Source organism: Bacillus sp. FSL K6-1218, from assembly GCF_038006445.1.
Taxonomy (GTDB): domain Bacteria; phylum Bacillota; class Bacilli; order Bacillales; family Bacillaceae_G; genus Bacillus_A; species Bacillus_A thuringiensis_S.
The window spans coordinates 4,790,340-4,806,714 of the sequence record NZ_JBBOVE010000001.1; the positions used below are offsets into that span (position 1 = coordinate 4,790,340).

Consider the following 16,375-nt stretch of genomic DNA (forward strand, 5'->3'; position numbering starts at 1 on the left):
AATAATATCTCGAAGAATACCATTTATTATAATAAATGATTTTCATAGACAAACAAAGATAAATCGAACATTTGAGGAAAATCATCCCAACCATGCAATATCTTCATGCTATATACAAGCATAAAAAACATAAACAATAATACGTATATTATGGGAGGTGTTTTTTATGGACGGCAAAAAAAATAAAAAGACAGAACAACTCCAATCTTTCACGCGTGAAAATGAAGGAAAGGAGATGACAACAAATACAGGTGTTAAAATTTCAAATGATGAAAACTCTTTAACTGCCAGTGATCGTGGCCCTACCCTTCTAGAAGATTTCCTTATGCGAGAAAAACTTTCTCACTTTGACCGTGAACGAATTCCAGAACGAGTCGTTCACGCACGAGGATACGGAGCACATGGCATTTTTGAGTTATATGAATCTTTAGAAGAGCTAACAATGGCCCACTTTCTACAAGACCCTTCAAAAAAAACACCGCTTTTCATTCGTTTCTCTGAAGTAGCTGGATCAAAAGGAGCAAATGAAACGAATCGAGATGTAAGAGGATTCGCCGTTAAATTTTATACAGAAGAAGGAAATTTTGATTTAGTAGGAAACAATATTCCCATTTTCTTTATTCAAGATGGCATTAAATTTCCTGATCTTATTCACGCCCTTAAACCAGAGCCGCATAATGAAATTCCACAGGGACAAACAGCACATGATACTTTTTGGGACTTTATCGCCAATAATCAAGAATCAGCTGCAATGATGATGTGGATTATGTCCGATCGTACAATTCCAAGAAGCTTTCGAATGATGCAAGGATTTGGCGTTCATACATTTCGTTTAGTTAATAAAAATGGAAAGTCACGATTCGTGAAATTCCACTGGAAGCCAAAGCTCGGCGTTCATTCGTTAATTTGGGATGAAGCACAAAAAATAGGTGGTGCTGATCCAGATTACCATCGCCGTGATTTGTGGGAAAATATTAATGCTGGAAACTATCCTGAGTACGAACTTGGCATTCAAATTTTAGAAGAAGAGGACGAATTTAAATACGGATTCGATATATTAGATGCAACGAAAATTTGGCCTGAAGAAGATTTCCCCGTTAAAATCATTGGGAAAATGACCTTAAATCGCAATGTAGATAATGTATTCGCTGAAACTGAACAAGTGGCACTACACCCTGGAAGTATCGTTCGTGGTATTGACTTTACCAATGACCCTCTCTTACAAGGTAGACTCTTTTCTTATACAGACACACAATTAGCACGCGTTGGTACAAATTATCAAGAACTACCGATTAACCGTCCAATATGCCCATTTCATAACAACCAAAGAGATGGTGCGTCTAAATATATAATTGACAAAGGAAAAGTTGCCTACCATAACAATTCCTTAGCAAATAATTCTCCTTATACTGTACCTGGGACAAAGGGGGGATTCGTTACATATCCTTCTACTGTATCTGGTCATAAAACAAGGGAAACTGCTGCTAGCTTCAAAGACCACTTCTCTCAAGCTCGTTTATTTTGGAATAGTATGAGTCACGTCGAAAAAATCCACATTATACAGGCTTTCTCCTTTGAATTAGGAAAAGTCAAAAGTAAATCTGTCCGCCAACAAGTCGTTGATATGATTGGACATATTAGTACAGAATTGGCTACTTTAGTTGCAGAAGCTCTGGGAGCAAAAGTCCCAAATGTGCAAGAATCCAACGTTACAAAATCATCTCCAGCACTCAGTATGGCAAATACGACCTTTAGTCCTAATACATTACGAGTAGGTGTCATTGTTGCAAATGGATATGATGGGCCAAGCGCACAATATATAATAAATCAGTTCAAACAAGTAGGTCTTCAACCAGTGATCGTTTCCGAACGATTAGGCATAGTGCAGGGAACGTCAAATGGACATTGGGAAGTAAATGATACCTTCTTAACAGGCTCACCACTCCTTTATGATGGATTACTTCTTATCGGCGGAAAGATGGATGATCATTTTCTTAACAAAGCAAGTTCATTTGTCGTAGAATCATATAATCACTTTAAGCCGATTGGCTTCTTCCAAAACGGCTCTTCTATTATTCAATCTTTAAATATCAAAGGAAAGCCTGGTGTTTTAATAGAACAAGACCCTACGCGACTAGCAAATGAATTTATTAAAGCTATGACAAAACAACGATTTTGGGATAGAGCATATTCATAAAATAGGGGGACATTTATGTTTGTTACTGTCGAGAAAGATGTGCATATTTTTGTGCAAGATGTTAATCCTGGTCCAGGTAGTAAGACTGTTTTCTTCGTTCACGGATGGCCTTTAAATCATCAAATGTATCAATATCAACTCAATGTTTTACCAGAGCATGGCTTTCGCTGTATCGCCATGGATATACGAGGGAATGGGCAATCTGATAAGCCATGGACTGGTTACACCTATGATCGATTAGCCGATGATATCGCAATTGTTCTAGAAGCACTCCAAGTAGAGAACGCTACATTAGTCGGTTTCTCAGTTGGTGGTGCTCTTTCTATTCACTATATGTCTCGCTATAATGGGCGCCGCATTTCTAAGCTCGCATTAATTGACGCTGTCTCCCCCTCTTTCGTTAAAAATCAAGAGTCCCCTTACGGTGTACCGAAAGAACAAGCAGATGCTCTCATTAATCAAATGTATGCTAATTTACCAAAATTTTTAAATGATGTATCTTTATCCTTTTTCAATAGAAACTTAGGAGCTGCAACCCTTGAATGGTTTTCTTATCTCGGTATGCAGTCCGCTTCTTATGCCCTTATCAAAATTTTACAAGCAGCTGCAAATGAAGATGTAACGAAAGATTTAAATAAAATTAACGTCCCAACAAAAATCTTCCACGGCGTTCACGACCAACTTATTCCTTACAAAAGTGCTGAGCTTACGCAACAACGAATTAAAAATTCTCAGTTACACGCTCTTACAAATAGTGGCCATGGTTCACCAATCGATCAAGCGGATGAATTAAATAAAGAACTGATAAAATTTTTACATGCATAACAACTGCAATACAAGATTGAAAGTTAATATGATCGATTTTTTACAAAACATAAAATTCACATATTTCTCACAAATACACAAATAAAACGATTACATTTTCATATATACTAAATGTACAAGTAATACTCCCTAAACCCAGCTTGTCTGGTTACCCCGTTAAATACTATGAAAAAAGAACTTGTATCGTTATACAAGTTCTTTTTGTTTCTTTTATTAAAAGAGGATTTCTTTGCTATATTGATTTCCAACGAGTAAATCATATTGAAGCATTTTATATTGCTCTAACATTTCTTTTTGTTTCTTTGTTAAATCATTGATTACTTCTCCATTTTTATCAACTTTTAATTCATCTCTAAGCACTGGTATTTCCTTGTAAAGTCCCGATAAAAATTGATAAAATGAGGATTTATTTAATCCTGCATAATCAAAAATAAGATTAGAAAAATAAATTGGGCTTACTAAACCTAAATTATCATTTGGCATATCAAAGTTTGCATACATTAATAGCGGCGTTTGCGCCATCGCTAAACGTTCACTCGGTGTTTTTTCATTCGTTATATACCCATTTTCTTTATAAAAAGATTTATTTGTTCCTAATGATGGAAGGTGATCTCCAAAGAATACTAATAATGTAGGTCTATCTAAATTATCTAGTTGCTCTATTAAATATTGAAGAGCCTCATCTGAACGTCTTAATCCTTCTGTATACGTCTCTAATTCTCCCTTTGATTCTTCATTTTCTAGCCCGCTAATTTCTATTAGGTTTTCACCAAATCGGCCCTCTGTAAAGGGAAAATGATTTTGCATCGTAACTGCATGAATGAATGTAGGTTGTTTTTGTTTCTCTAACTCAGCAATTATCTCTTTACTCATCTCTAAATCACTAATATAATCTCCATCAATATCCACATTTTCCATCGTGTCATCTGCATTAAACTTATCAAATCCTAACACCTTATATACATCATCACGTTTAAAGAATGTGCGTCCAAATGAATGAATTGCACTTGTGTAATAGCCTTCTTTTTTCAACACCGTAGGGATTGATGGAATTTCTTTCTTATTTGTAATAACCTGCTGATATGGTATAGAACCTGGCTTTAACAAACTCATTGAATAACTCGTTAATGCCTCAAATTCAACGTTCGCCGTATTTCCCCCAAATGTAGGAGAAATAGTTTGTCCACCAGGAAAGTTTTCTATATAATGATGTAAATTTGGTACAGGATCTTCACTAAAAGAAAGGTTGGTTACTTTCGTCGGATCCCAAAACGATTCACTCATTACAAAAATAATATTCGGTTTCTCTTTTTTCTTTTGGTTCCCTATATTTCCACTATATTGTTTTTTTATATCGTTTGCTATTTGAAGCATATTTTCTTTAGAATAATTTTTTGGTTTTTCCATAACTGTTGTATCTAAATTGCTAATAAACCCCAGTACAAAACCATTTGAAGCATAGTTCTCATTTTGATTCCACAAAACAAAATCTACACCTGATTTTTGAAATACTTTATTCATAAATGTATTCGCAAAATTACCGTACGCATATAGAACAAAAATAGATCCTATTACTAATAAAGCTCTTATTCCTAGATGAATTTTTACATTTTGAATATACCTTCTCATATATATCCCCGCTACAATACAAGCTACGATACTTACGATAATGATTAAAATATACCCCCAGCTAAAATAGTCCATCACCATCGGTATAACAGATTGCATATGCGTAATTTGTGTGAAATCAGAAGGATATAACGGATCACCTCTGAAAATAAGCTTCAAATAATTCACAATACCTAAAATGACTAACGTACAGCTAGATAAAACCATACTTAGAAAGACCTTACCTATTAAATTATATACAAGAATATATATTGCATAAATTACTACAAAACTTAATATAAACTGCATATTATAAATGTAAATCCAATTCATTGTCTCTATGAAACTCATATTAACTTGCATTACAATATAAAATAATGCTACTGCATGAGCTAGCAAAAATAATATAAAATGCACTCGCAGAGATGCCCTAGGTATAGACATCTCTTTTTTATTGAAATGCGTAATATAAAATGTTATGCCCCATATGAAAATCATCATAACACTTAAAACAAGCTTTTGATTTAAATGATCTTTCATCATGTCTAAATTAAAAACCTTTAAAATCATAAACAGCATAGTTATTACTAATAAAGTCACCATACTACTTATAATGCTAGAAATTAATATACTTCTTTTCGGAAGATGAAAAAGTGTATAACCATACTTCAATTCATTCCCTCGTTTCTATGTCTTAATTTCCCCGCATCGAAAGAACTATTTCTATTAAAATAACATATATTACATATTTCGTCTGCATACTTGCTTCTATCATAAATGTATTGTCTTAATATTTCCTTAATCAACAGTTAAATTTTCCATACAAATTATTCATTCTTGAAAAACTTCATTTTAGCATTCCACTTTATGATATAATAACTATGTTTTGGAAATCATTAATACTATTAAGGGTTTCTCATGAAAATACGAAAGAATTAATAAAAAAGGAGTTGCTCATTTTTGCTTACTAAGTTTAAAAGTTTGCCTAAAGCGGTATATGCAATTTTGGCGCTTTCTTTCCTGTTGCACGTTTTTTGTTTAGTAAAACAGCCAGGATTGGATGGGGAGTTAGTCAAAGTAACATATGGTGCAAATGATGCCTTTAACTATTCGTTAACAGCTGAACAACTATTAAAGCATGGTGTATTTGGTTATGTGTATTTAGAACCTAGTGAAGTTCCAGGAAAAAATGCATATATCACACCAGGTCAGCCATTACTATTAGCTGGCGCTATGATTATTTCTGATATTACATCAATTCCTTACTATTACGTAGCAACTGTTATTAACATGATCATGAACCTTTGTACAGTGCTATTAGTATTCTTAATAGGAAAAGAATTGTTCGAAAAAAACATTTATGGAATTGTTGCAAGTATTTTATACGCTATTTATCCAAGTAACTATACATACTTCCGTACATTGCTAACAGAAGTTCCATCCATATTCTTATTGGCTTTATGTGTATATGTATTTGTTCTCGCATGGAAATACAATAAAGTGAAATTCCATATATGGTTTGGAATTGTCGTTTCAATTTTACTTATGTTCCGTCCAAATCCAGCTCCAATGATGCTCATTCCTGTTCTTGTTGTGTTATTTACATATGGATTTAAAGACTCCATTCGAATCGGATTGTTATGGTTTATCGGACCTTTCTTTATTATTGGCGCATGGGTTGTTCGTAACTATTTAGCACTCAACCAATTTATTTTATTCTCAACCCAAGGTGCAGATCCACTAATTGCCGGTGCAGATCCATTTAATAAAATTGGATATGAAAATATAGTAAATGAAATGAGAGCTAAAGGCTTAGATGACAAAGGTGCATACGCAAAAGAATTAATCAAGAATGGATTTAAGACGGACTTCACTTATTGGTTCTCTTGGTTCACTGTCGGTAAAACAATTGAGTTATTCAAAACAGCTCCTGCTGTAGACCAATACCGTATTCATAACTTTATGCAACTATGTCATAGAGTGTTTATCATCGGCACATTCTTGAGCAGCTTCTGCCTCATGCTAAATTCATTTAAACATAAACGCGTTATGATGCTAGTAGCAAGTTCTATTATTTACATTATCTTCTCAAACTTATTCTTAGCAATTAACCGCTACGGATTTTTCATTAATCCTCTTATGTGCTTAATTCTTGCATACGGATTAATTCACATTGTGCAGAAGCTTCCATTCTTCCGCACTAACCAAGCATAATAAGAAAGAGGTCGGCCACAGATGGCCGACCTCTTTCTTATTACCCAACACTTTGCACACGGCCAATTTGTCCATTCTGTAATCGCACTTTAATTCCATATGTATGTGTTTCTGTATTTGTCAAAATATCTTTCACAACACCACTCACTGTTTTACTATAATCATTATCTAATTGGATAACTACATGTGAACCAACTGAAATTTGTGATCGTGTTGGTTTCCCGCCCGTTATTTGTTTTGTATTTTCTTGCTTTTGTGTTCTCTCTTGTTGTACAGGTTGTTGTTGCTGAGCCTTCTGTTGCTCTTGTTTGCGTCGCTCTTCTTGCTTACGCTTTTCTTCCTCTGCTTTTTGCTCTTCTTCTTGTTTACGCTTTTCTTCCTCTGCTCTTTGCTGATCTTCTTGTTTACGTTTTTCTTCCTCTGCTCTTTGCTCTTCTTCTTGTTTACGCTTTTCTTCCTCTGCTTTTTGCTCTTCTTCTTGCTTACGTTTTTCTTCCTCTGCCACTTTTTTATCTTCTTCTATTTTTTGCTCATCTGTTGTTTCTTTTACTTTTTCTTCCTCACCTTTACAAGCACTTAAAGCAATTACACATAAGCCCATAAGTACAGAAAATAATACTTTTTTCAACATGAAAAATCCTCCTATATATATTACAAATTAATAACTTTCATAGCATAACAAAAGTATATATATTCTTTTGTAAAAATTTGTCGTATATATTTTTTTCCTTATATAACAATACAAAACTACACTTAGAAAGAGGAGATTTCTGATATGAATAAACAAATTCTAAAATCATTTTCACAAGCGCTGTTTTTCTTATAGACGCAAGTTTTTGACAACTATTACTATAAAAAAGAACCTTCCACAAGACAGGTTCTTTTCGTTATTTTATGATAAAAGAGAAAATGATTAGCATGTGTATTATATAAAAGGAAGCAGCCATATTTTCCATACGATACATACGAGTACTATAACTACAAAATCAAAAAAATCTAATCTCGGACCTTTTTTCATATTCATATGTAGCCACATATGAAACCATTTTATTTTCGTATATTTATGAATGTTTTTCTTTGCAAATCGGTAAATAAGCATTTGCATGATAAAAAATCCGGCCACAAAAATAAATAATAAGATGAGAAATCCAATCACAAAATTCCTCCTATTTTTGTAGCGTTTTTTCTACTATCCGATTTTTCAAAACCCACTCTTCAAACTGGGCACTTCCAAATTCCCAGCTAAGATCGCGAGCATGTACAGAAAAAACGTAATGACCAGCATATTCGTCCATAAACCTCCCTAACTCTACATCGTCTTTCTGAATACCGTATACTCCAAAATTAAAATACACATCCCATACGTCTTCATTCTTCCTCTTATAAGCAATCGATTCCATGTCACATTCTGTCCCAAAATAATCAAGATGTAAATGTACGCTATCATCGTATTCGTACTCCATTTTATCACCCCTTATATTTGTACTTCTTTACCATCCAAAAAATTCCTGCTATCTACACTCACATATAGGCACTTACCTACATATCATGCTTGTAGAGTGACTTCTAGGAGGTGTTATATAATGAAAAAATTAATCGTGATTTTTTGCATCATGTTACTAGCTGTTTTTACTTTTGCTGCTTGTAGTAATAAAAAAGAAGGTACGAAAGAACAAACTCAAAACATTCGTGTCGGCGAAGTTACCCATTCTCTCTTCTACGCCCCGTTATATGTCGGAATTGAAAAAGGATTTTTTAAAGATGAAGGACTAGATATTGACCTACAAACAACAGCTGGTGGCGATAAAACGATGACCGCCCTATTATCTGGCGGAATTGATATTGCTCTGGTCGGTTCTGAAACGTCTATTTACGTTCATCAACAAGGAGCGAAAGACCCTATCATTAACTTTGCACAGCTTACACAAACAGATGGGACATTTTTAGTTTCACGTAAAAAACTAGACTCTTTTAATTGGAATGACGTAAAAGGTGTTACATTTTTAGGACAGCGTAAAGGCGGCATGCCGCAAATGGTCGGGGAATACGTTTTAAAGAAAAATGGCATTGATCCTCATAAAGATACAAACTTAATTCAAAATATCGAGTTTGCTAACATTGCAAATGCCTTCGCATCTGGTACTGGAGAGTTTGTGCAGCTCTTTGAACCGACTGCAAGTATACTTGAGAAAGAAGGTAAAGGTTATATCGTCGCTTCATTCGGAAATGAATCTGGTACTGTTCCTTATACAACGTTCATGGCAAAAGAAAGTTTCTTAAAGAAAGATAAAGCTGCAGCTGAAAAGTTCACACGTGCTCTCTATAAAGCACAGCAATGGGTTGATACACATAGTCCAGAAGAGATCGCTGATGCTGTTTCCCCATTATTTAAAGACACTTCAAAAGACATAACAGTCAAAGTAATTGAACGGTATAAAAAGCAGCATTCTTATGCGACAAATCCACTACTAGATGCGGAAGAATGGAAACAGCTCCAAACGATTATGAAAGACGCTGGCGAATTACAAAAAGAAGTCCCACATGAAGCGCTCGTCAATACAAAAATTGCCGAAAGCGTTATTAAGAAATAGAGGCGAAGTGTATGAGTTTTTTACAAATACGTAACGTTTCCCACTGCTTTTTTGCAAAAGAGAATGCCAAACTTATTCTCGAAGATATGAGCTTACAAGTGGAAGAAGGCGAATTTATTTCTATACTTGGTCCAAGTGGTTGCGGTAAAACAACGCTCCTCTCAATCATTGCTGGACTACTTGATCCAATTGACGGTATCGTCTTTTTAGATGGTGAACCGATTACAACGAAAACTTCATCTATGGGATATATGTTGCAGCAAGATTACTTATTCCCTTGGAAAACGATTGAAGAAAATATTATGCTTGGACTTCATATTCGAAAGATTTATGATGAACAGATGAAAGGGCATACTTTAAATCTTTTAAAACAAGTCGGTTTACATGGGGTAGAAGGACAATATCCTCGTGAACTATCCGGCGGTATGCGTCAACGTGCCGCTCTCGTTCGAACGTTAGCAACTGATCCCAAAATTTTATTGCTAGATGAACCATTCTCCGCACTCGATTATCAAACGAAATTAAAACTAGAAGAACTCGTTTTCAACTTACTAAATAAATATAAGAAAACATCACTACTTGTTACTCACGATATTGAAGAAGCGATTGCGATGAGTGATCGTATTTATTTACTGCAAGCGAATCCTGGAAAAATCGCAAAAACCTTTATCGTCCCAGAAAGTATCCGTTCTTTATCACCGTTAGAAGCACGCCATCACTACGATTTCCCAGCCCTCTTTCAAGATATATGGAAGGAGCTGGGACGACTTGGATAATATAAAACAACTACATGAACAATTTCGAAAGAAAGAACGTAGGCGTGCTTGGATTGCTCGCTCTCTACAACTTTTACTACTTATTCTTTTCTTTGCACTATGGGAAATAGCTAGCAAAAAAGAATGGATTGATCCTTTACTCTTCAGCTCTCCTTCGAGTATTTGGGATCTCTTCTTAACGAAATGGATCGACGGTTCACTTTGGGTCCACATATGGACGACATTGCTGGAAACAGGAGTAGGCTTCATTCTCGGAACAGTACTTGGTGCTATTATTGCAACGTTTCTTTGGTGGATGCCACTTCTAGCCCGTGTACTTGATCCTTATCTCGTCGTCCTAAATGCAATGCCAAAAGTTGCACTCGGTCCAATCATCATCGTTATTTTCGGTCCAAACATTTCATCTTCTATCGCAATGGGAGTAATCATTTCCATCATCATTACCATTCTCGTTATTTACAGTGCATTTCAAGAAGTCGATTCTAACTATATAAAAGTGATGGACACATTTGGCGCAAATAAATGGCAATGTTATAAGCAAGTCGTTCTCCCTGCATCCTTTCCAGCAATTATCTCAACGTTAAAAGTAAATGTTGGTTTATCCTGGGTCGGTGTTATTTTCGGAGAACTTCTCGTTTCCAAACAAGGACTTGGCTACTTAATTAGCTACGGATTCCAAGTCTTTAACTTCACACTCGTCTTACTTAGCGTACTACTCACATGTGTTCTTGCAACTCTTATGTATGTATTTGTCGAGGCATTTGAAAAAATTCTAATTGGAAAAAGAAAAAGAAGCTGACTCAAAACAGTGCGCTATAGTCAGCTTCTTTCTTTTACCTTTTATCACACATTTTCGTTTCATTTGTAATGTTTCCATCCGCAACCGTAACTGTATGGAAACAGTCTTTCACACGTACTGTAACGACATTATCTTTTCGATCTATCACATGATAATCATTAAACTTTTCATTCAAAGCACTACGAATTTGCTCCCCTTCAAAAATCGGAAAACCGTGAGACATTACCCAAATGAGACCAGCAACAGCAAGAATCGTTTTCATACGTTTCATTACCTCCTCGAGAGTAAACTTATAGTCCCTACAACACGCGCATTATAATTGTGTCTAAATTGTGACATTTTTATACTAATTCTATTTTATACCGCCAGTTCCTTCTTCTTTTTAATAAAAATACAGAATTTTCAATTTTATCAACATAAAAAAAACGCAAAGAATTAAAAATTCTTCACGCTTTACTCTAACGAAACTATATCGAACGCATAACTCACATTAGTCTCCACTTTGTTGTTCTATCGTTTTCGAAACATCATATAATCCTGACAGCACTTCCGCTCTCATTTTTACAAGCTCAGGGAACTGATAGAAGAAAGCAATTTTCTTATATTTTAACTCTGTTCCTTCTTTCACTTTTTTTGAATCTTGTAAAATGAACGCTGTAAATGTATCTGCGATATCTTCCGTTACATTTGTTGTTCCATACAGCGATACAAACTCATCATGCTTTTCTTTATAAAATTTAATTTGTGCCTCTTCACTTTCTTCTACTTTCTTTTCTGTCCACTCTTGCTCAATTGGTTTCCAAAATTCATCATAAAATTGGTTAATATACGAAGTTTTTCTCGCACATCCATTTTTCAAGAACACCGTTTTACATTTATTTCGATATGATGAAATGTCTTTCTCTTCATCAAACGCCTCTAAATATTTCCTATCCACTGGTACTTGTTTATGCCCAATCGTTAATACGTGAGCCGTTTCATGAATTAATGTTTTCATCACTTCATCTATATTCACCCCAGAATCGAGCACATCTAAACTAAGCAACCAATCTCTCGGGTCATCCATACTTGGCATGACATGAGCAACAACGCCGTCATAACCATCCGTTATTAGATCAAACCCTGTTATATTCTCACGATATTTCACTGGAATGAGAGTGCGATACATGTCCCATAAAGTTTCATGATACTCTCTATCTTGCCGCTGGCTTAACAAATCATCTTTTGCTACTTCGTCATCTGCAAAAGCTTTATTCAATCTCTTACGATCCAATTTCTCAAAATAAGGATCTACAATTTCATCATCATCGATATAATAAGAAGCTAAAAAGAAATAATTTTCATCCTCTTCTTTTTTCTGTTCCGCCTCTTTCATATTCATACTTTCATACTCTTCTATGTCATAATCCTCTACTTTTTCAAGTTCTGAAAGTCCCTCTATCTTTTTATATACTTTTTGTAATGTTTTATCTCCTATTTGCGTGCACTCTTCTTCTGTTTTACAAATTTCTTTTTCTTTCGTAACCTCGATAGCACTCTCGCATCCTGCAACTAAACTGCTTGCTATCATACAACACACTAACTTGCCATACAGTTCCTTCATACAATCCCCCATTATTCCATTCTACAAAATATCATAATCATTTTTTTGCGAATATGCGATAATTAATTATAAAAACTGCAAGGAGGCTTCCCATGATTCGTGCAATCTTATTCGACTTAGATGGAACACTATTAGATCGGCGCCAATCTTTAGAACAATTTATTTGTGAGCAATATAATCGCTTCGCCTCACATTTGAAGAGCATAGAGAAATCAGAGTATTGTTCTCGATTTCTTGAACTCGATAATAATGGCTATACGTGGAAAGATAAAGTATATGCTACTCTCCTTTCCGAATACAACATTACTACTTTAACGCAAGAACAACTACTACACGACTATATTACAAACTTCCAACATCATTGTATTCCTTTCAAAAACACGCATGAACTACTTCAACAGTTAAAACAGCGAAACATTAAAATTGGTATTATTACAAATGGTTTTACTGAATTTCAGATGAGCAACCTTCGAGCACTACATATACATACGTATACAAACACCATTCTCGTTTCAGAAGCTGAAGGAATTAAAAAACCTCATCCTGAAATTTTCGAACGTGCTTTGCAAAGACTAGATGTGAAGGCAGAAGAATGTCTTTATGTTGGAGATCATCCAGAAAACGATGTGCTTGGTTCTGAACAAGTAGGGATTCTTGGTGTTTGGAAAAAAGATTCGTTTTGGGGGAATTTTAAGCATTCACGTATCGTAGATGATTTGTTGGAGGTGCTTTCGTTTTTAGAGGTGGAGCTTAAACGGTAAACTGTTGCTTACTTGGTTAATCTATAACTAGAAATTTTTTATAAAACTGTACGTTGATAAGATGTGCTTCCCTTATTTTAGCTTCTATCTCATGAATTTTTTTCTATTCTCTTCCCATTCTTTCTACTTATAAAAAAAGCCTAGCATTTATGCTACGGCTTCCTACTTTATGTTCTTTAAAATGTTGCGTAATCCACAAAGATTTTCTCCTCTTTTATATAAAATTAGGATTAATAGAAGAATCTATATTTATATATTCTTTTTTGCATTGTACGAAACAAAGTCTATAAACATATCCGTAATACCAACTTTAACTTTAATTTTACTTTTCGTTTTTATCATAAAGAAAATTGTATTCCATTACTAGGTGTCATAATTTTACACTGTAGAAATCCATTTCATCTGTAATAGAAAAACCTGCGCTTCTGTATAGACGGATTGCTTGTTCATTATCTGCATTCACACAAATAGAAATTTCTTCTACTTTTACAAAGCTAAATAATTCATACAATCCATAGTTTAAAAGTTTTAAGCCAATCCCTTTATTTCGCACTGAAGGATGGACCGCAATGTATTCTATATTTCCCTCTTTAAATTCCAGGCTCCCTTCAATATAAATATACCCTAACAAAAGGCCTTCTTTCTTAAAAACGAATAATTTATTTTCCTCATTTATTCTATTAATAATTGCTTCTCCACTATAATAAGTATCTGGAAATACTTTATCATGTAACTTAATAAAACTTTCATAAAACCCAGATGTAATTGGTTCTATTACTAAACTAGGATAATACACGAAATTTGAGGGATGTATTTTTAAAATCACATGTTTTCCTTGTTTATCCACAACTAAATCGTTCATAAATTTTTTTACATTTTTATTTTTCCTATTAAAAAAACCATTAAATGTATGTACACTTCCTTCCAATTTGGATACTCCTATTTTCCACAGCTTTGCTGCTAGTCTTTCCCACTGCTCTTCTTTATGAATAAAAGGTCCCCAAATTTCAGCTGTTTTAGTGTCACTATCTACATCAAAACCAAGTGCTCCAACAATTTCTAAATCCTCATACAGAATAGTAAACGATTTTTCAAAACTACAGTCAGAAAATTCATTTTCTAAAGTGCTTTTTATTTCATCCTTTTGTATCCCACAATAACCAACATGATATTCTGGTATTTGATTTAAAGTCGCAATATAAGAAGCTAATTTAGTTAACTCTCTGTTTTCTCTCTTATACTTAGTCATCTATTCTTCTCCTTTATCTAGTAATGTCCAAATAGACCTTTGTTTTTAGCGATTTTTTCGCATCTCCAAAATACAATTAATCCTATAACTAAATAGATACATGCATTTACTATAAGAAATAATAACTCTGCTCCCCCAATAGAGAACAATGATTTTTTATTTATGGCTATATCCCTAATCAATTGTAACCCTAACATAAACGGACCGTATTTTAGGAAGGGAGCTACCGTTAACGGAATAAATGTCAGACCCATAATAATAAATTGAAATAATTGTAAGATGTAATCCACCTGTTTTAAAATCATTGTAATTCCAGCTATCGCATAACCAATTCCAAATACGCCTATTAATGTAATACATAAAATAGGTAATATAGAAATTAAATCAATATTTAGCCATTGATTTGCTGTTAACATAGCACCAAATAACAAAAAAGATATAGTCACCAAATTAATTAATATTGTGCTTATCATCCTTGTAAGTAATATAAAAGAAAGTTTATACGGTGTTAAATATAGCTGTTCTAATGTTCCTTGTCCTGCCTCATTCGATATCTCCCAACCGATTCCTTGTGTTACCGTTAAAATAAGAAACCAAAAAACATAATTTAAAATTACCAACTGTATGTTATGCTCTATTGTATTAGGATCACCAACTAAAGTTATACCTAAAAAAAATCCAAGAAAAACCAAGTAAAATATAACCAATTCACTTATTGTGTTAGGAAGATAGCGTAACATATTTATACCTTCCCTTCGTAAATTGGAAATAAAGATATTATATAGACCCATATGCCACCTCACCCTTTATTAGCTTCAAAAATACTTCCTCAAAATTAACTTGATCTTTCTCAATAGACTCTATTTCAATATCAAATTGCTTTAGATAATTCATAATAGAATAAAAATCATCATTGCTAGATATTGTTACTTTAATAATATCTTTTCCATCTTTTTCAATTATGTGAATTGAATCATTTAGTTTGTATAGAGTTTGCCTGTATGTTTCTTTTAGATGTATACTGGTAATAAATTGATAGGACTTAACTTGGAATAAATTCATTAGATTCAAAACGGTGTCATTTGTTATAATTCTTCCATTACTAATAATTACAACTCGATCACATAACTTTTGAATTAAATTCATATCATGGGAGCTAATTAATATAGTTTTATTTTCTGTATTCACGATTTCTTTTAAAAATGTTCTTATTTCATTATTAGATTCCACATCAAGTCCGAGAGTTGGTTCATCTAATAATAGAATTTCTGTATCAGCCATAAGTGCAATAATAATAGCTACTTTTTGTTGCATACCACGAGAAAGATTTTTTACAAGTTCATTTTTCTTCTCGTATAATTGGAATCTTTCTAAAAAGTAATCTATTCGAGATTGAATATGACCACGGGATATTCCACGATTCCCCAAAAAATATTCTATATTTTCTTTCACTGTTAGACGCCAATATAAATTACGATTACCTTCTAAAACAGAACTAATATGTTTCAGCGCTTTCTTATTTTTGTGTGTTACAGATATACCATTAATCCTTATATCCCCTTCATTGGTTTCTATAAGACCGCATAGACATTTTATTAATGTTGTTTTTCCAGCCCCATTGATACCTAAGAGCCCAACGACCTCCCCTTTTCCAATATTAAAAGAGATATTGTTTAATACTTCTACTTGTTTATTTCTAGTTTTATACGTTTTTTTTACTTTTATAACTTCTATCATTTTTTCTCCTCACTT

General features: G+C 33.8%; 16 protein-coding genes. 7 read left to right on the forward strand and 9 right to left on the reverse strand.

The features are described 5' to 3' along the window. Window positions 1-166: 166 nt before the first annotated feature. Together MHI26_RS24495 and MHI26_RS24500 are read left to right on the forward strand one after the other, a co-directional pair. Window positions 167-2,197, forward strand: a complete 2,031-nt coding sequence (locus MHI26_RS24495) for a catalase (protein ID WP_061667128.1) — start codon at window positions 167-169, stop codon at window positions 2,195-2,197. Between the two features lie 15 nt (window positions 2,198-2,212). Further along, window positions 2,213-3,022, forward strand: coding sequence for an alpha/beta fold hydrolase (locus tag MHI26_RS24500; RefSeq protein ID WP_061667127.1), 810 nt, complete (start codon window positions 2,213-2,215; stop codon window positions 3,020-3,022). A gap of 213 nt (window positions 3,023-3,235) precedes the next feature. On the opposite strand, the gene MHI26_RS24505 is transcribed toward MHI26_RS24500, so the two are convergent. Beyond that, on the reverse strand, window positions 3,236-5,302 hold the full coding sequence (locus MHI26_RS24505) for an LTA synthase family protein (RefSeq protein WP_000873700.1): 2,067 nt from the start codon (window positions 5,300-5,302) through the stop codon (window positions 3,236-3,238). A gap of 288 nt (window positions 5,303-5,590) precedes the next feature. On the opposite strand from MHI26_RS24505, the gene MHI26_RS24510 reads away from it, so the two are divergent. After that, entirely contained in the window at window positions 5,591-6,844 is a 1,254-nt protein-coding gene (locus tag MHI26_RS24510; protein WP_000956218.1) for a glycosyltransferase family 39 protein, read from the forward strand. Between the two features lie 40 nt (window positions 6,845-6,884). On the opposite strand, the gene MHI26_RS24515 is transcribed toward MHI26_RS24510, so the two are convergent. The 3 genes from MHI26_RS24515 to MHI26_RS24525 form a co-directional block, all read right to left on the reverse strand. Beyond that, on the reverse strand, window positions 6,885-7,475 hold the full coding sequence (locus MHI26_RS24515) for a YwbE family protein (RefSeq protein WP_061667126.1): 591 nt from the start codon (window positions 7,473-7,475) through the stop codon (window positions 6,885-6,887). 294 nt (window positions 7,476-7,769) lie between these two features. Next, on the reverse strand, window positions 7,770-8,000 hold the full coding sequence (locus tag MHI26_RS24520) for a hypothetical protein (RefSeq protein WP_000578981.1): 231 nt from the start codon (window positions 7,998-8,000) through the stop codon (window positions 7,770-7,772). A gap of 10 nt (window positions 8,001-8,010) precedes the next feature. Next, complete coding sequence (locus MHI26_RS24525) at window positions 8,011-8,307, reverse strand: DUF3986 family protein (protein ID WP_000455579.1); 297 nt, start codon at window positions 8,305-8,307, stop codon at window positions 8,011-8,013. Between the two features lie 120 nt (window positions 8,308-8,427). On the opposite strand from MHI26_RS24525, the gene MHI26_RS24530 reads away from it, so the two are divergent. From MHI26_RS24530 to MHI26_RS24540, 3 genes are read left to right on the forward strand one after another with little or no spacing between them, the layout of a single operon-like run. Next, the gene (locus MHI26_RS24530; RefSeq protein ID WP_000734016.1) at window positions 8,428-9,435 is read left to right on the forward strand and encodes an ABC transporter substrate-binding protein; all 1,008 of its coding nucleotides are present in this window, start codon (window positions 8,428-8,430) and stop codon (window positions 9,433-9,435) included. An 11-nt stretch (window positions 9,436-9,446) separates the two neighbouring features. Beyond that, a complete protein-coding gene (locus MHI26_RS24535) occupies window positions 9,447-10,211 on the forward strand; it encodes an ABC transporter ATP-binding protein (protein ID WP_061667125.1) in 765 nt (254 codons plus the stop codon). Continuing rightward, the gene (locus tag MHI26_RS24540) at window positions 10,204-11,010 is read left to right on the forward strand and encodes an ABC transporter permease (protein ID WP_000368771.1); all 807 of its coding nucleotides are present in this window, start codon (window positions 10,204-10,206) and stop codon (window positions 11,008-11,010) included. Before MHI26_RS24535 ends, MHI26_RS24540 begins: the two co-directional genes overlap by 8 nt. 34 nt (window positions 11,011-11,044) lie before the next feature. Here the strand turns inward: MHI26_RS24540 and MHI26_RS24545 are convergent, their stop codons facing one another. Continuing rightward, complete coding sequence (locus MHI26_RS24545) at window positions 11,045-11,272, reverse strand: hypothetical protein (protein ID WP_000849112.1); 228 nt, start codon at window positions 11,270-11,272, stop codon at window positions 11,045-11,047. A gap of 228 nt (window positions 11,273-11,500) precedes the next feature. Continuing rightward, window positions 11,501-12,613: a hypothetical protein gene (locus MHI26_RS24550; RefSeq protein ID WP_061667124.1), complete on the reverse strand. Its 1,113-nt coding sequence runs from the start codon at window positions 12,611-12,613 to the stop codon at window positions 11,501-11,503. A 92-nt stretch (window positions 12,614-12,705) separates the two neighbouring features. Here MHI26_RS24550 and MHI26_RS24555 point away from each other — a divergent pair, with 92 nt between their 5' ends. Beyond that, window positions 12,706-13,374, forward strand: a complete 669-nt coding sequence (locus tag MHI26_RS24555; protein WP_061667123.1) for an HAD family hydrolase — start codon at window positions 12,706-12,708, stop codon at window positions 13,372-13,374. 370 nt (window positions 13,375-13,744) lie between these two features. Here MHI26_RS24555 and MHI26_RS24560 read toward each other — a convergent pair whose 3' ends face one another. From MHI26_RS24560 to MHI26_RS24570, 3 genes are read right to left on the reverse strand one after another with little or no spacing between them, the layout of a single operon-like run. Further along, window positions 13,745-14,623, reverse strand: coding sequence for a GNAT family N-acetyltransferase (locus tag MHI26_RS24560; RefSeq protein WP_061667122.1), 879 nt, complete (start codon window positions 14,621-14,623; stop codon window positions 13,745-13,747). 17 nt (window positions 14,624-14,640) lie between these two features. Continuing rightward, window positions 14,641-15,363 (reverse strand): ABC transporter permease, encoded by a 723-nt coding sequence (locus MHI26_RS24565; RefSeq protein ID WP_224980930.1) that lies wholly within the window; start codon window positions 15,361-15,363, stop codon window positions 14,641-14,643. Window positions 15,364-15,400: 37 nt separating this feature from the next. Continuing rightward, on the reverse strand, window positions 15,401-16,360 hold the full coding sequence (locus MHI26_RS24570; protein WP_061667121.1) for an ABC transporter ATP-binding protein: 960 nt from the start codon (window positions 16,358-16,360) through the stop codon (window positions 15,401-15,403). Between the last annotated feature and the right edge of the window lie 15 nt (window positions 16,361-16,375).

What these genes read in the sequence shown, in the direction of transcription:
- MHI26_RS24495 (WP_061667128.1), top strand. Translation starts at nt 167, where the DNA reads ATGGACGGCAAAAAAAATAAAAAGACAGAACAACTCCAATCTTTCACG.
- MHI26_RS24500 (WP_061667127.1), top strand. Translation starts at nt 2,213, where the DNA reads ATGTTTGTTACTGTCGAGAAAGATGTGCATATTTTTGTGCAAGATGTT.
- MHI26_RS24515 (WP_061667126.1), bottom strand. Translation starts at nt 7,475, where the DNA reads ATGTTGAAAAAAGTATTATTTTCTGTACTTATGGGCTTATGTGTAATT.
- MHI26_RS24525 (WP_000455579.1), bottom strand. Translation starts at nt 8,307, where the DNA reads ATGGAGTACGAATACGATGATAGCGTACATTTACATCTTGATTATTTT.
- MHI26_RS24530 (WP_000734016.1), top strand. Translation starts at nt 8,428, where the DNA reads ATGAAAAAATTAATCGTGATTTTTTGCATCATGTTACTAGCTGTTTTT.
- MHI26_RS24535 (WP_061667125.1), top strand. Translation starts at nt 9,447, where the DNA reads ATGAGTTTTTTACAAATACGTAACGTTTCCCACTGCTTTTTTGCAAAA.
- MHI26_RS24545 (WP_000849112.1), bottom strand. Translation starts at nt 11,272, where the DNA reads ATGAAAACGATTCTTGCTGTTGCTGGTCTCATTTGGGTAATGTCTCAC.
- MHI26_RS24550 (WP_061667124.1), bottom strand. Translation starts at nt 12,613, where the DNA reads ATGAAGGAACTGTATGGCAAGTTAGTGTGTTGTATGATAGCAAGCAGT.
- MHI26_RS24555 (WP_061667123.1), top strand. Translation starts at nt 12,706, where the DNA reads ATGATTCGTGCAATCTTATTCGACTTAGATGGAACACTATTAGATCGG.
- MHI26_RS24560 (WP_061667122.1), bottom strand. Translation starts at nt 14,623, where the DNA reads ATGACTAAGTATAAGAGAGAAAACAGAGAGTTAACTAAATTAGCTTCT.
- MHI26_RS24565 (WP_224980930.1), bottom strand. Translation starts at nt 15,363, where the DNA reads ATGTTACGCTATCTTCCTAACACAATAAGTGAATTGGTTATATTTTAC.
- MHI26_RS24570 (WP_061667121.1), bottom strand. Translation starts at nt 16,360, where the DNA reads ATGATAGAAGTTATAAAAGTAAAAAAAACGTATAAAACTAGAAATAAA.